At 46.9% G+C, this 14547-nt stretch carries 13 protein-coding genes; 9 read left to right on the plus strand and 4 right to left on the minus strand.

What is annotated here, in order from left to right; translation table 11 throughout:
- The first annotated feature begins 42 nt into the window (after positions 1-42).
- Both QP794_RS15495 and QP794_RS15500 read left to right on the plus strand, forming a co-directional pair.
- On the plus strand, positions 43-906 hold the full coding sequence (locus QP794_RS15495; protein ID WP_285078038.1) for a helix-turn-helix domain-containing protein: 864 nt from the start codon (positions 43-45) through the stop codon (positions 904-906).
- Positions 907-949: 43 nt separating this feature from the next.
- Positions 950-1309, plus strand: a complete 360-nt coding sequence (locus tag QP794_RS15500) for a winged helix-turn-helix transcriptional regulator (RefSeq protein ID WP_285077927.1) — start codon at positions 950-952, stop codon at positions 1307-1309.
- Between the two features lie 238 nt (positions 1310-1547).
- Here QP794_RS15500 and QP794_RS15505 read toward each other — a convergent pair whose 3' ends face one another.
- Entirely contained in the window at positions 1548-2075 is a 528-nt protein-coding gene (locus QP794_RS15505) for an NAD(P)H-dependent oxidoreductase (RefSeq protein ID WP_285077928.1), read from the minus strand.
- Between the two features lie 205 nt (positions 2076-2280).
- The gene (locus QP794_RS15510) at positions 2281-3198 is read right to left on the minus strand and encodes an ArsR/SmtB family transcription factor (RefSeq protein ID WP_024632443.1); all 918 of its coding nucleotides are present in this window, start codon (positions 3196-3198) and stop codon (positions 2281-2283) included.
- Positions 3199-3532: 334 nt separating this feature from the next.
- On the opposite strand from QP794_RS15510, the gene abnA reads away from it, so the two are divergent.
- From abnA to QP794_RS15545, 7 genes are all read left to right on the plus strand, one after another.
- The gene (gene abnA, locus QP794_RS15515; protein WP_483311913.1) at positions 3533-4510 is read left to right on the plus strand and encodes an arabinan endo-1,5-alpha-L-arabinosidase AbnA; all 978 of its coding nucleotides are present in this window, start codon (positions 3533-3535) and stop codon (positions 4508-4510) included.
- A gap of 132 nt (positions 4511-4642) precedes the next feature.
- On the plus strand, positions 4643-5983 hold the full coding sequence (locus QP794_RS15520; RefSeq protein WP_094937226.1) for an ABC transporter substrate-binding protein: 1341 nt from the start codon (positions 4643-4645) through the stop codon (positions 5981-5983).
- A gap of 153 nt (positions 5984-6136) precedes the next feature.
- Positions 6137-7027 carry a carbohydrate ABC transporter permease gene (locus QP794_RS15525; protein ID WP_024632440.1) on the plus strand — a complete coding sequence of 297 codons (891 nt, stop codon included), beginning with the start codon at positions 6137-6139 and terminating at the stop codon, positions 7025-7027.
- Between the two features lie 24 nt (positions 7028-7051).
- Positions 7052-7894 (plus strand): carbohydrate ABC transporter permease, encoded by an 843-nt coding sequence (locus tag QP794_RS15530; protein ID WP_024632439.1) that lies wholly within the window; start codon positions 7052-7054, stop codon positions 7892-7894.
- 56 nt (positions 7895-7950) lie between these two features.
- The gene (locus QP794_RS15535) at positions 7951-9369 is read left to right on the plus strand and encodes an arabinan endo-1,5-alpha-L-arabinosidase (RefSeq protein WP_285078040.1); all 1419 of its coding nucleotides are present in this window, start codon (positions 7951-7953) and stop codon (positions 9367-9369) included.
- A 668-nt stretch (positions 9370-10037) separates the two neighbouring features.
- Positions 10038-11018, plus strand: coding sequence for a glycoside hydrolase family 43 protein (locus QP794_RS15540; RefSeq protein ID WP_285077929.1), 981 nt, complete (start codon positions 10038-10040; stop codon positions 11016-11018).
- Positions 11019-11220: 202 nt separating this feature from the next.
- Complete coding sequence (locus tag QP794_RS15545) at positions 11221-12069, plus strand: EcsC family protein (protein ID WP_285077930.1); 849 nt, start codon at positions 11221-11223, stop codon at positions 12067-12069.
- Between the two features lie 220 nt (positions 12070-12289).
- Here the strand turns inward: QP794_RS15545 and QP794_RS15550 are convergent, their stop codons facing one another.
- Both QP794_RS15550 and queF read right to left on the minus strand, forming a co-directional pair.
- On the minus strand, positions 12290-13558 hold the full coding sequence (locus QP794_RS15550; RefSeq protein WP_036664443.1) for an MFS transporter: 1269 nt from the start codon (positions 13556-13558) through the stop codon (positions 12290-12292).
- 403 nt (positions 13559-13961) lie between these two features.
- On the minus strand, positions 13962-14453 hold the full coding sequence (queF, locus tag QP794_RS15555) for a preQ(1) synthase (RefSeq protein WP_079351003.1): 492 nt from the start codon (positions 14451-14453) through the stop codon (positions 13962-13964).
- Positions 14454-14547: the final 94 nt, after the last annotated feature.

Here is a 14547-nt window from a genome sequence, read left to right on the forward strand (position 1 = left end):
ATATAGACATTCATCCCAGCATGAACCATGGAGGGCGAACTGTTGAGCAACGCCTATTTGAATTGGTTTACAGCCGATCCGGAGTTCCCATTTTATATTCAATATGGAGGACATGACGAAGATACCGAACTTCACAGGCATGTGGATTTTTCGGAACTTGTCATTGTCCTGAATGGCAATGCGACACATGTTGTCAATACAGAGGCGTTTTTTGTTAAAAAGGGAAATGTATTTGTAATTAATGGTTCCACTCCGCATGCCTACAGAGATCCTCAGGATTTTCAGATATGCAATATTATGTTCAGACCTGAAATGCTCGCCTCAGCAGGACCGGATTTGAGAAAATCCAAAGGCTTTCAGGCTTTGTTTGTATTGGAGCCGTATTATCGCAGTATTCACTCTTATCCGAGTAAAATGGCGTTGCCAATTCCCAATCTGGAGTACGTGGAGTCGCTGATTTCTGTCATGATTGAGGAATATAAAAGTAAGCAGCAAGGGTATCAGACCATGCTAATTTCCCGTTTTACGGAGATGGTTGTTTATTTGTCGAGGCATTATGATACACAGGAGAAGGGGATAGAGGGCAATAATCTGATGCATTTGGCTAATGCCATTTCCTATATTGAGGATCATTATCTGGAACCTCTGTCCCTGGAAGAGATTGCAGGAAAGTCGAATGTTTCTATAAGGCATCTGAATCGGATCTTTAGATCTTATTATCGGATGACGCCCATCTCCTATCTGCAGAAGTTGCGTCTGGAAAGGGCATGTCATCTGTTAAAACACGGGAACCTGTCCATCACGGAAATTTCTTATGAATGCGGGTTTAACGACAGCAATTATTTCACCCGACAGTTCAGAAAGGCATATGGCATGTCTCCCAAAACGTTCAGGCAGTCTCTATAACATTCCACTATGGTACGATGAACAAAAGAAGGAGGGGGAACTTATGAGCGAAACCTGTGTTCCGACTGGCGTGGCATTAAAAGACACCGGCTTTGGATATACGTTGTCCCTGGTTAGTGGTAAATATAAAATGGTCATTTTGTATTGGTTGGCCGAAAACAAGGTAATGCGGCATAATGAGCTGAAGCGAAGTATCGGTACCATTTCTTTTAAGAGCCTGAGCGTTATGCTGAAAGAGATGGAGGAGGATGGTTTGGTGATACGTCAAGAATATCCCCAGATCCCGCCTAAAGTTGAATATTCATTATCTGAGCGAGGGCGTTCACTGATGCCGCTGCTCCATATGATGTGTGATTGGGGAGAAGCCAATATGGTATCTGACCCGGAGTCTGTTCAACGCTAGTGCAGCCGTTTTATAACAACAAAAGGATCTCCCATACGTGATATGGAAGATCCTTTTGTTATAATGATTGATTTACAAGATTTATAGGCAATTTATCTCCAGTGGTTTCAATGCCACTTTAATCATCCAGAAGACGTTCCTGGTCAAGCCATTGACCATGCATTTTATTTTCTTTTTATGCCAACTTCTCTAGATGCGGAACAAGCATAGTGCTTCCTCAACGACCTGGTGATTAGGATTACAGATTGTCAATAAAATTCAAATAGTCTTGTACACTTTGTTCCAACTCACTTGACGCAGGCTCGTGTTCTGCTCCATAAAAGGCAAAGAATGATCGATAATCTGCATCGCAGTATAGCATGGTTGTCTCAAAAGGAGATAATAGTTGTCCAAGGGTATAGCGATATTTGCCCTCTTCCGTGTAATCCGCCTCTTTGATTCCGGCGGATACGGCTAAGGCAACTTTGCGTTGCTGTAGTTTGTCTCCCATAGAGCCATAAGCCCAGCCGTAAGTAAAAACTTCATCCAGCCATTGTTTAAGAAGAGGTGGGCTGCTAAACCAATAGAACGGAAATTGCAGGACAAGGCGATCATGCGATTCAATGAGCTGCTGTTCTTTCTCCACGTTTATGTTTCCATCTGGATAAACTTTATATAGTTCATGTACGGTGTACTTTTCCGGGTATTTCTGAAGTTCGGTTGCCCACCGTTTATTAATGACAGATGTTTGTATGCTTGGGTGTGTGACGATAACAAGGGTTTTCAATGATTATTCCTCCCTGAGCTCTAGTATTTCTTGAGTATAAAGGGAGGTTCGTCATGATGTAAGTATGCACTTTTAGTTCATGTACTTACCTCAAGGTAAGTACTCTATGAAAAAAAAGTGCAGAAATAGATAATCGCCGCCAAGTGTGACCATTGGCGGCGATTGGTTGTTTTCTTGTCGTATGACTTAGCTGAGAAGAAGGAGCCTATTCCTCTTGCACATTATAGAGCACACGGGCGAGCAGACCCTGTCCATAGTTGCCGAAATGCTTGCCGAAGATCGTCAATCCCCGTTTGTTCACCGGTCCGTCCGTTACAGCAATCCGAAAGTGGATATCGCTTTTGTAATCCAGGCCGATCTCGTTCAGGGTTACATCCGAGATACGGCAACCGTCGATATAGCTACCTTCCTGAGTAATACGAATCAGCTTCAGCATTCCGTATTGATTCAGATGCGGTGGCCACCAGTCTGGATTGAATGTACCGCGTGTATTACCGAAATCCCCTGGACTTGTCCAGCACCCAATCTCAATTCCATTGACGTAGAAATAAATATCCGAAGGGTAGTTATCGCAATAACCCGGTGCTTCTGAGCCCAACTCCATGGATAGCTGGATCTCGCTAAACGATTGATTAGGCTTGAGATAGTTCGGAATCCGGTATTCCAGATAACCCTCAGCCAGCCAAATCATCTCAGCATCAATTCGCAACGGGTCCGCAAAATACCGCGGATCATCAAATTCCCCAACAATGCTGTCCCGGGTGGCGAGTCCGCAAGTGGGAGCTGCCTGATAATCACTGTAGTGTCCCACCTGAATTTCAACTTCATAACGATTGCTGATCTCCTGAGAACGCAGATCAACCATCAGTTTTTCCTCATTCAGATAACAAATCTTCTGTATTCCGTGTTTGCCGACTGCGGTGTTAATTTCAATCAGGCCGCTTTCTTCCAATTTCTTAATATGCATTGTAATGGCGCCATTGCTGAGCCCCAGTTTGGTCGCGAGATCATTGAGGTTAAGACTCTGGTTCTTGGCAAGCAACTCAATGATCTGGATCCGAATTTCCGAACTGAGTGCCTTGAATATATTAACGCCAGACATCAGATCTTTAATATAAATCATAAGTGGGTTTCCTTTCCACGTTCTGAACGAAGCCCTTCTGATCCAGGCTTCTGCACATTTATATGGTTTGTTTTAGATAATTATAAATGATTCGTTGAAGGAAGGGAAGGGCAGAGAAAAGGATGCCAAATGCCCTGTTTATATAACAAAAATGTAAGTATAAATCACATATGGATGAATTAATAATCTAAAAAATAGTGTGAATCAATTTATATATATTTGAAATATACCATTGAATTGTAATGTAACCGCTTTTATAATCCTAGTATACCTAAATTGATTTAATACTTCATGAACCAAATTAACGATTTGATCAGGAGAGGTGGAATTCAGTTTGGAAAAGTTCAAAGGATTGACAGGATTCAGGAAGAAACGTTGGGCGTTACCTGCACTGCTTGTACTTGTGCTGCTATTGGCGGGTCAGTCTCGGGCATTTGCAGCATTCTGGAATCTGAGCGGAGATATTGCCGTCCACGATCCATCCATTATCAAAGAGGGAAGCTCATGGTATACCTTTTCAACGGGTGCGGGCATTCAGGTGCTGAAATCGGATAACGGGTCCTCATGGTACCGCGTTCCGCAGATTTTTCTGAGCAAGCCCTCCTGGTGGGCCACTGCCGTTCCGGGTCAGAGCGGCCTGGATGTATGGGCACCAGACGTTGAGCAGTACAACGGCAAAGTGTGGCTGTATTATTCCATCTCTACCTTTGGCTCCAACAGATCGGCGATCGGGCTTGCGTCTGCAACCAGCATTGGAGCAGGTTCGTGGAAGGATGAGGGGGTAGTGCTTCAAACCACATCTGCTAACGATTATAACGCTATTGATCCGAATCTGGTCATCGATGCTTCTGGCAACCCATGGCTTGCTTTCGGTTCTTTCTGGAGCGGTCTGAAGATTGTGAAGCTTGATAAATCCACGATGAAACCTACCGGAAGCATATCCTCTATTGCGGCACGTCCGAACAATGGTGGGGCCATTGAAGCACCGAGTATTGTGTACCGGAATGGTTATTATTACTTGTTTGCCTCCATTGATTCCTGCTGCCAGGGGGTGAACAGCACGTACAAAATGGTCTATGGTCGTTCAACGAGTATTACAGGTCCGTATGTGGACAAAAACGGTGTGAACATGTTGAATGGCGGCGGAACCCTGTTGGATTCAGGGAATGTCAAGTGGAAGGGACCGGGCGGCCAGGATGTGTATAACGGTAACGTCATTGCACGCCATGCCTATGATGCTGACGATAACGGCAATCCAAAATTGTTAATCAACGACTTGCTGTGGGATTCCAGCGGATGGCCAACGTACTAGTTTATTTTATATAAACATAAAATGTTTTAATAAAGTATTGACTAAAGTGATCTGGGTTTGATAAATTTAACAACAGAAATCTTATTTCAGCTAATTGAATACGTTTACAAATCCAGATCAGGAGGGGTTCAGATGGTAAAGAAAAAGAGGTTGGTTACGATCATGCTTCTTATGCTTGTGAGCGCAATTGTGTTTGCAGGCTGTGGTGGCAGCAGTGGTTCAAGTGGGGACAAGGAACTGACGTTTATGTTCCGGGGTGGCACGGATGAACAGAAGGCTTATCAAGCCGTTGTTAAAAAATATGAAGAAGAGCATCCCGGTGTCAAAGTCAAAATTATCGTAACAGCTGCGGATCAATACGCGACAAAATTGAGAGCTGCCATCACAGGCAACAGCTTGCCAGACGTATTCTATATTAACCCTGGCGATGTGAAAGCCTACGTGAACAGCAAAGTGTTGATGAATCTGACACCTTACGTTGAAAACAATGCGGATGTGGATCTGGACAACATCTGGAAATACGGTGTCGACCTGTACCGCTATGATGGAAAAATGGCAGGTCAGGGTGATATCTACGGCATGCCGAAAGATTTGGGTCCGTTTGCACTCGGATATAACAAGACGTTATTTGAAAAAGAAGGCATTCCATTCCCTGATAAAGACAAACCTTATACCTGGGAAGAATTCATCAAGGTCAATCAGCAAGCGACCAAGGATACGAATGGCGACGGCAAACCGGACGTGTTCGGTACAGGCTTTAACGTACAGTGGGCCTTGCAATCCTTTGTCTGGAGCAATGGTGCAGACTGGCTGGATGCAAGCAAAACAAAAGTGACGATTGATGATCCCAAGTTTGCTGAAGCGTTACAATTCTTTGCCGACATGCAAAACAAATATAAAATCACGCCTTCCATTGAGGAAGCGCAAACATTGGATACGTACCAACGCTGGATGAAAGGGGAAATGGCTTTCTTCCCTGTAGGCCCATGGGATATGAGTACCTTCGAGAAACTGCCTTTCGATTATGATTTGCTTCCTTTCCCAGCGGGCTCTACCGGAAAGTCCGCAACGTGGATCGGCTCCCTCGGTATCGGGGTGTCTGCTAAAACGAAATACCCGGAAGAAGCCGCAGCATTGGTGAATTACCTCACGGCTTCCAAGGAAGGCATGCAGCAGTTGGTGGATGCCAAAGTACAAATTCCGAACCTGCTCGATATGGCTGACGAATGGGCCAAAGATACTTCAACGAAACCTGCTAACAAACAGGAGTTCATTGATATCGTAAAAGATTACGGCCGTGCTCTGCCAGGTAACTACACGTACAATGCGGAATGGTATGACCTGTTCTTCACCGACATTCAGCCGGTATTGGACGGCAAGATTACAGCCGCAGACTATGTAAAGCAGCAGCAGCCAAAAATGCAGAAGCTGCTGGACAAAGCAGTAGAGCAAGAGAAGAAATCACAGAAATAATAGATGAAAAGGCGATGCCAGCGGTCTGTGATCATGCTGCTGGCATCGTTATTATTGGATGATTCCATGCGGGTATGTGGCATCAATTGATCGGATCGTTTCAATCGAATGATGCCACATGCTGAACTGATACTAGAAACAGGGGTGACTGCCGTGGTTACAAAATCGAAATTGTATCGCAAAGAGATGCTGTACGGTTACTTGTTCATTTTGCCTCCGGTTCTTGGGCTGCTGATCTTTGTCATGTTCCCTTTTCTCTACTCCCTATATGGTTCGTTTACAGACTGGGATGGACTGGGACAGATGAATTTTATTGGTTTGGCCAACTTTAAGGACCTGCTTACCGATGACCTATTTTACAAAGCGATGTTTAATACATTCTATCTCATGCTTGGCATTCCGATCGGTCTCTTGCTGGCGCTGCTGCTGGCGATGGGGCTAAATCGTAAAATTCCGGGCACAACTACCTTCCGTGTAATTTACTATATTCCGGTTATTTCTTCCCTGGCTGCGGTTTCCATCATGTGGAACTGGGCGTACAACGGGGATTATGGTTTGGTGAACCAATTCCTTGATCTATTCGGGATTGAAGGGCCCAACTGGCTCGCCAATAAAGAAACGGTGAAACCTGCCCTGATTATTATGGCCGTATGGAAGGGGCTCGGTTACACAATGCTGCTCTATCTGGCCGCCTTGCAAAGCGTTTCGCGTACATATTATGAAGCGGCTGAGCTCGACGGAGCGAATGGGTTCCAGATTTTCCGCAATATCACCTGGCCGATGGTGAAGCCTGTTACGTTTTTCCTCGTCGTCACAAACATTATTGGCGGTTCGCAGATTTTTACCGAGATGAACATTATGACGCCTACTGGCGGCCCTGAATACTCATCAGCCTCCATTGTCTTTTATATCTGGCAAAAGGCCTTTAGTAACCTGCAAATGGGTTATGCGTCAGCCATGGCAATGATTCTCGGCGTATTCATTTTTGTCATCACACTCGTGCAATTCAAAATGAATGAAAAATCAGCCTTTGATGGGGATTGAGGACAAGGAAAGGAGTGAACGGATATGTCTTATAGTCAAAAGAGAAAACTGACCAACTCGATCATCTTCATTGTTCTGGCGATTGGGGCCATTGCCATGATTGCACCGCTGATCTGGATGTTATCCACTTCGGTGAAGGAAAAGCAGGATGTATTTGCCCTGCCGCCCGTATGGATTCCGGAGATTATTCAGTTCGGCAAATATAAAGAAATCTGGGAAGCGGGTCCGCTGCTCAGCGGGATCAAAAACAGTTTGATCGTTGCGCTGAGTGTGACGATTGTCGGGACGTTTACGTCCAGTATCGCCGCCTTTGCTTTTGCCAAATTGAGATTCCCGCATAAAAACAAACTGTTTCTTGCTCTGCTCGCATCGATGATGATTCCGTATCCGACAGTCATGATTCCGCAATTCATCATGTTCTCGAAGCTGGGCTGGGTGGACACACTGTTGCCACTCATTGTTCCTGGATTGTTCGGCAACGTGGTCATGATCTTTTTCCTTCGTCAATATCTGCTCAGTGTGCCTGATGCGATTATTGAAGCAGCCAAAATCGATGGCAGTTCCTATTTCCGACTGTACTCCAGCATTACGTTCCCGCTCATTAAGCCTGCGATAGCTGCACAGTTGATTTTATGGTTTATGGGCATCTGGAACGATTATCTGGCACCGATTATTTATCTGAATTCACCGGAGAAGCAGACCTTGCAGCTCGTCATTGCGAACTTCAATGCCACGTATGCGATACAGACGGATTACCCGCTTATTATGGCAGCATCCATCGTTGCATTGCTTCCGGTATTGATCATCTTCCTGATCTTCCAGAAACAGATTATTGAATCGGTAGCGATCTCTGGAGTGAAAGGATGAATCAGCGGAGAACATTCCGCAGGTGGACAAATTCAGGTAAAGGAGTGGTTGCTTCCATGCTGCTGCTGTTTTTGATTGGGGCTACAGGCTGTTCTGGAGACGGGGCAGGGGAAGTAGTGTCTCCGCCTGTTTTTCCTGATGTTCCTCAAGATACTCAATTGTATGACACCTCCATTCTGGACGACGAATCCCGTTGGACGGTGAACAATGCACATGATCCGGCCATTATCAAAACAGATCAGGGATACTACGTCTATTCGACCGACGTTCGGGTAGCGGGAGAAGCGAAACCCGGCGTGATGGTTCGCAAATCGGATGATCTAATTAACTGGACATGGGTAGGTCAAGCGTTACCAGATATTCCGAAGGAAGCGCTCGATTGGACAGGTGCGGTAAATCTATGGGCACCGGATGTGATTCAGGTTGGCGATACCTACCGAATGTATTATTCGGCTTCGACCTTTGGCAGTACGCGTTCGGCCATCGGTTTGCAGACCTCTGCGTCTCCGGAAGGACCTTGGACAGATGAAGGGCTGGTTGTTAAAACTTCCGAGAATGAAAAGGATAAGTTGAATGCCATTGATGCCAATCCGGTAGTGGATGCCGAAGGCAATTCATGGATGGTATACGGTTCCTTTTTTGACGGAATATACATTGCACCTCTCGATCCGCAAACCGGAAAGTTCAAGGAAGAGGGCTATGGAACCCGCATTGCCGCCCGTGATCGTGCTACGGAAGAAGGTGCAGTGGAGGGTCCGTATATCGTGTATAACCCGGAGTTCAAAAAGTATTATCTATTCGTCTCCTATGATTCCTTATTCGAAGATTATAATGTGCGTGTAGCCCGTGCCGATTCCATAACAGGCCCCTACACGGATGTAAATGGCATGAACATGCTGGATACGGAGCACCTGCCTCAATATGAAGTCGGAACCAAAATTCTGGGTGGCTACCGCTTCACCGAAGGTGAGGGCTGGGTTGCACCTGGACATAACTCAGTCCTTAAGGATGGCGACGATTATTATATTGTGCATCATGCGAGAGGTGAGACGGATAAAAACTGGCCGTATCTGCATGTCCGTAAAATGCTGTGGACCAAGGACGGCTGGCCTGTTGTGTCACCAGAACGTTATGCAGGTGAGTACGCACAGGACATTCCGAAGTCGATGATCGCCGGGGAGTGGGAAGGCCTGGCTGTTGACCCGTCGGTGGACGGACAGGTGCAGGCAGTGCCCTACACCCTGCAAGCCAACGGCAAAGCAAAAAGCGAAAACGGTGCAGGCAAATGGACGTTTGACGGTAAACAAACACTGACGCTGGAGTGGACAGAAAGCCCGTGGGGCGGAGCTTCTACAGAAGAGTTGAAGCTCCTTCCATCCTGGGACTGGGAGCGAAGCCAGCCAGCACTTGTAGTAACGGGCCTGAACGACCGCGGCATTGCCGTCTGGGGCAAGCAGCTCAAGGCGGCGGAATAGGTAGCCATAGACATGGCTCGAGGTTATGTGGAGTCGACCAAGCAAAGCGGTCGACCCCATAGATACAGAGCCACACCTATGGCTCGGAGTTGGTTTTGGTACAGCGAGCGTAGAAAGAGCGAAGCTATACGCTTTGAAAGGGTGCACAAGCAGCGAAGGGGGAGGAAGGAGCCGAAGGAGCGACTTTAGCATCCGATTTCAACCGCCAAGAGCGGTGGAAAGAAGAAATCGGAGGACAAGAGAGCAACAAGGCCCTACCACCCCCGGAGCGACCGCGGTGCACCAAGAGCTGGCCTAAAAAAGCGGCCAGCCATGCATTTAGTGTGGGGAGAGTCGCCTGAGCGAAGCGGGCGACACCACATATACAGAGCCACAACCAATGGCTCGGAGTTAGATTTGGTACAGCGAGCGTGGAAAGAGCGAAGCTGTGCGCTTTGAAGTTGCACAAGCAGCGAAGGGGGAGGAAGGAGCCGAAGGAGCGACTTTGGCATCCGATTTCAACCGCTAGGAGCGGTGGAAAGAAGAAATCGGAGGACAAGAGAGCAACAAGGCCCTGCCACCCCCGGAGCGTCTGCGGTGCACCATCAAAGGTTCTTTGCTCTTTTTCCATCAGCGTTTACAAAATAATTACTCCGAGCCATACACACATTTGAAAGGGGAGCATTCCCATGACTGATTCCATTACATTTACCAATCCCATTCTGGAGCAGCGTGCTGATCCGTGGGTGTACCGTCACACAGACGGATATTATTATTTCTCGGCTTCCGTTCCAGCCTTTGACCGGATTGAGATTCGGCGTGCATTAACCCTGGAAGAGTTGAAGAATGCCGAGCCGGTAACGGCATGGCACAAACATGATACAGGACCAATGAGTGCCAATATATGGGCACCTGAAATTCATTTTATCGATGGGAAATGGTACATATATTATGCAGCAGCCCATACGAGCGAGACGAATGAGGGTCTTTTCGACCACCGGATGTATGTATTGGAGAACGATTCTGCGAATCCACTGGACGGTGAGTGGGTAGAGAAAGGACAGATTCGAACGCGCTGGGAGACGTTTGCATTGGATGCAACGACCTTTGAGCATAAAGGAATCCGCTATCTGGTCTGGGCGCAGAAAGATCCGGACATTGTCGGTAACTCCAACCTGTACATTTCCGAAATGGAAAATCCGTGGACGCTGCGTGGAGAACAGGTCATGATCGCTACACCCGAGTACGATTGGGAGATCATCGGCTTCAAGGTGAATGAAGGGGCAGCAGTACTGCACCGCAATGGGCGAATTTTCATTGGCTACTCTGCGAGTGCGACCGACTATAATTATTGTATGGGTTTGCTCACTGCGGATGAAGATGCCGACCTGCTTGATCCAGCGAGCTGGGTAAAATCGCCTAAACCGGTATTCCAGACGTGTGAGGCAAACGACCAGTATGGTCCGGGTCATAACAGCTTCACAGTATCACCGGATGGTAAAACGGATATTCTGATCTATCACGCACGAAACTACAAGGACATCGAGGGAGACCCTCTTTATGATCCAAACCGTCATGCCCGCGCGCAGGTGATTCACTGGAACGAAGATGGCACACCTGATTTTGGAGTCCCTGTTCCAGATGGGAAGGCTGCGGCGGAAGCAAAATAAGGAATGGAAGTTTTGGATAGGAAGAGCCCTTAGTTAGCGAATAACGCTGATTAAGGGCTCTTATTTATGCACACATTGTGTATGAAGCCATGAGGATGAGTATCTTAGATTTACATCTACATTTACATCGAAGCAACCATCCCCCGAACTCTGCGTATGAGGAGTATACAATTCACTATACACATAACTTAGGAGGCCATATATGGATTCACGCGAGACATTGGACCGGGAGCTGGAACAGATTTTAAAATGGGAAAAAGGGCAGAAGGACTTGTTTATTTGGGACAAAATTGGTCGTTTGCCATTTGCCATGCTGGATAAAGTGATGCCTAAAGCGCTGAAACAGAAGATTGGAGACTCGCTGAACGAAGTTGGTCAGTATGTGCAGAATGGCGGGAAATTTCTCGTTCAGAAAAAGAAAGTGGCCAAGCTGCTTCAAGAGGAAGCCACCAGATCGGGTTATACCATGAAGGAAGAACATGATCACATGGAACAGGATGTAGAAGCAGAAGATACGGCGAAGATCCACAGCGTGGAAGGCTTGCCCCTTGACGTGCTGGATCGCACTGCTGATCGCATTACGGATAGTCGAACCAAGTTTGCTGCCGCACAAGGCGCTGCAACAGGTATTGGCGGCATTGTAACCATTGCAGCAGATATACCGATCGTGATGGGACTCTCCCTAAAGGTGCTGCAGGAGATGGCGCTATGCTATGGATATGATCCCGACGAGCCTCAAGAGCGTATATTTATCGTCAAATGTCTGCAATTCTCCTCTGCCGATATTGTGGGTAAGAAAGCGATTATTGATGAACTTTCTGATTACGATAATCCGGACAAGCAGGTAGAGGTTATCTCTCAGATGCAGGGCTGGCGGGAGGTTTTTAATTCCTACAGTGAATCGTTTGGCTGGAAAAAGCTGTTCCAGCTCATTCCGATTGCCGGCATGGTATTTGGTTCGGTGAGTAACAAAAATACGATTCGTGATGTTGCCGAAGCGGGGAAGATGTTATATAAAAAGCGGCTGATTCTTCAACGCCTTTCGCAATGATGTCCATGACGCTAACGCTGACAAAACAAAACCGGGATAAAGCCTAGTGGTACAAGGCTTTACCCCGGTTACACAACAGCGAGGTTGGTTAACCACCTGACGTTACGCTTCACGCGGCTGGTTTAACAACTCTATTTCGCTTCATTGAGCATTGCAGTTTATTTTGTTGAAACTGATCTTTTGAACTGATCTCATTAAATCTGATCCATTTAAAAAACAATTATTCTTCGCTACCGTTCTCTTCCGCCCAGCGGTTCAGCAGCTTATCCGATGGAAGCAGGAAGGTGAAGATACCGATCAGTGGCAGGAAGCTGCACATTTGCATGACTGGAGATACACCGAACACGTCGATCCAGTTCCCCAGCACGAGTGCACCCAGACCGCCCATACCAAATGCCAGGCCAGTAATCAGACCAGAGACGGTGCCGATTTTGCCTGGAATCAGCATTTGTGCATACACAACGGTCACTGAGAAGCTGGACAACATAATAAACCCAATAATACTCAGCAACACGGCTGTCCAGAACAGATTGGCGTAAGGCAGCAGCAGGGCCAGTGGAGCGGCTCCGGCCATCGACAGGAAGATCATGTTACGTTTGCCGAAGCGATCCGCCAGTGGACCACCAAAGAACGTACCCAGTGCCCCGGCAGCCAGGAACAGGAAGATATAGATCTGTGCGTCTTCTGTGGACAAGTTGAAGGTATCCTTCAGGTTAAACGCATAGAAGCTGCCGATCGAAGCGACATACCACGAACGGACAAAGACGAGCAGGATCAAAATGGTTATGGCAGCAGCAATCTTTTTACGCAATGCCGGATTGGGTGTACGACGGGCTGCCGCCTGTCTGCGCAAATACCCTCCCGATTGCAGCATACGTCCATACCAGCGAGCGATATAGATTTGGACCGCGATCCCCGCAGCAGCAATCCCTGTGAATCCGATGGCACCGAACAACCCAAATGGGATGAAAATCCATCGGGTGAGCAATGGAGCCAGAGACTGCCCGGCGTTACCACCGACCTGGAAGATGGACTGAGCCAGACCTCGACGAGGCCCTGAGGCCATATGAGATACCCTTGAACCCTCTGGATGAAACGCCGCCGAGCCCAGACCAACAAAGATAACGGAGATCAGAACGGCCATATAACTATCGGCGAAGGCAAGCAGCAGCATGCCCGTAAACGTAAAGCCCATGCCGATGGGCAGGATGGAAGGCGTCGGTTTTTTATCGGCAAACCAGCCTACAACCGGCTGCATGATGGACGCAGTAAAGTTAATAGCGAACGAAATCCATCCGATCTGCGTATATGTAAGATGCATGGAGTCTTTTAGAATTGGAAAAATAGCTGGAATGACTGACTGAATCGAGTCGTTGAACAAATGAACCAGACTGATGGCAATTAAGATCCGATAAACGGTACCTTGGGCATCCAATCCGGGTGGAGCTTTCGAACGCGCAGCGGCGTCTTTGGGTAATGAATTTTGCATGGACATGTACAGTTCTCCTTTGGTCGCGGTCACGAGGGATCAGCGCCTGATGATGTGATGTGCCTAAGCATATTGTTACATAATAGGACAGATTTGCAGGGGCGACAAGGGGAACAGAAGAAATTAACATACTCTATATAATGTAAAATCTTGATATACTCTACTGGTTCCACTATTAAAGTTCTACTAAATCAGAAATGATAAAGGACTGATCACTATGAAATCGCTATCACCATATGTTCTTGCCAAACGCAATTTGGCGATGACCATTCTATTTATGGCAGTCATGACTTTTCTGACTATACTAAAAACAAAAGCCGAATTTCTTCAGATAGAAGAGTTCGGCTTTTGTGCGCTCTATGATTTTATTTTTATATCTACCCTAACTGATGTAACTGCCAATTTAACGATTATCAATCGTCTCCGGATACATATCATGATTCATCATGCGGTGCTCGGCCATCTGCTCGTACTTCGTACCCGGCTTGCCATAGTTCGTGTACGGGTCGATGGAGATGCCGCCGCGCGGCGTAAATTTGCCCCACACTTCAATGTAGCGCGGGTCCATCAGCTTAATCAAGTCGTTCATAATGATGTTTACACAATCCTCGTGGAAATCTCCATGGTTGCGGAAGCTGAACAGATACAGCTTAAGTGACTTGCTCTCTACCATTTTTACATCAGGGATGTAGCTGATATAAATGGTTGCAAAGTCCGGCTGCCCCGTAATCGGGCACAGGCTGGTGAACTCCGGGCAGTTGAATTTGACAAAATAATCACGGTACGGGTGCTTGTTATCGAAATTTTCCAGAATGCCTGGATCATATTCAAACGTATATTTTACGCCCTGGTTGCCGAGCAGCGTCAAATCTTCCATTTCATCAGGTTGTCTCATCGGTTCGTAAACGCTCCTTATTTCCGGCGACGCACGAAGCTTACCGGTATATATGATAGGCCCTTCATAGCCTTTGTATGTTCTCAAATTACAT

Origin of the sequence: Paenibacillus sp. UMB7766-LJ446, assembly GCF_030226665.1 — a bacterium.
In the GTDB taxonomy this organism is placed as follows: domain Bacteria; phylum Bacillota; class Bacilli; order Paenibacillales; family Paenibacillaceae; genus Paenibacillus; species Paenibacillus vandeheii.

Coding starts and splice junctions, on each gene's coding strand:
- QP794_RS15500 (WP_285077927.1), top strand. CDS start 950: ATGAGCGAAACCTGTGTTCCGACTGGCGTGGCATTAAAAGACACCGGC.
- QP794_RS15510 (WP_024632443.1), bottom strand. CDS start 3,198: ATGATTTATATTAAAGATCTGATGTCTGGCGTTAATATATTCAAGGCA.
- QP794_RS15520 (WP_094937226.1), top strand. CDS start 4,643: ATGGTAAAGAAAAAGAGGTTGGTTACGATCATGCTTCTTATGCTTGTG.
- QP794_RS15530 (WP_024632439.1), top strand. CDS start 7,052: ATGTCTTATAGTCAAAAGAGAAAACTGACCAACTCGATCATCTTCATT.
- QP794_RS15535 (WP_285078040.1), top strand. CDS start 7,951: ATGCTGCTGCTGTTTTTGATTGGGGCTACAGGCTGTTCTGGAGACGGG.
- QP794_RS15540 (WP_285077929.1), top strand. CDS start 10,038: ATGACTGATTCCATTACATTTACCAATCCCATTCTGGAGCAGCGTGCT.
- QP794_RS15545 (WP_285077930.1), top strand. CDS start 11,221: ATGGATTCACGCGAGACATTGGACCGGGAGCTGGAACAGATTTTAAAA.
- QP794_RS15550 (WP_036664443.1), bottom strand. CDS start 13,558: ATGCAAAATTCATTACCCAAAGACGCCGCTGCGCGTTCGAAAGCTCCA.
- queF (WP_079351003.1), bottom strand. CDS start 14,453: ATGAGACAACCTGATGAAATGGAAGATTTGACGCTGCTCGGCAACCAG.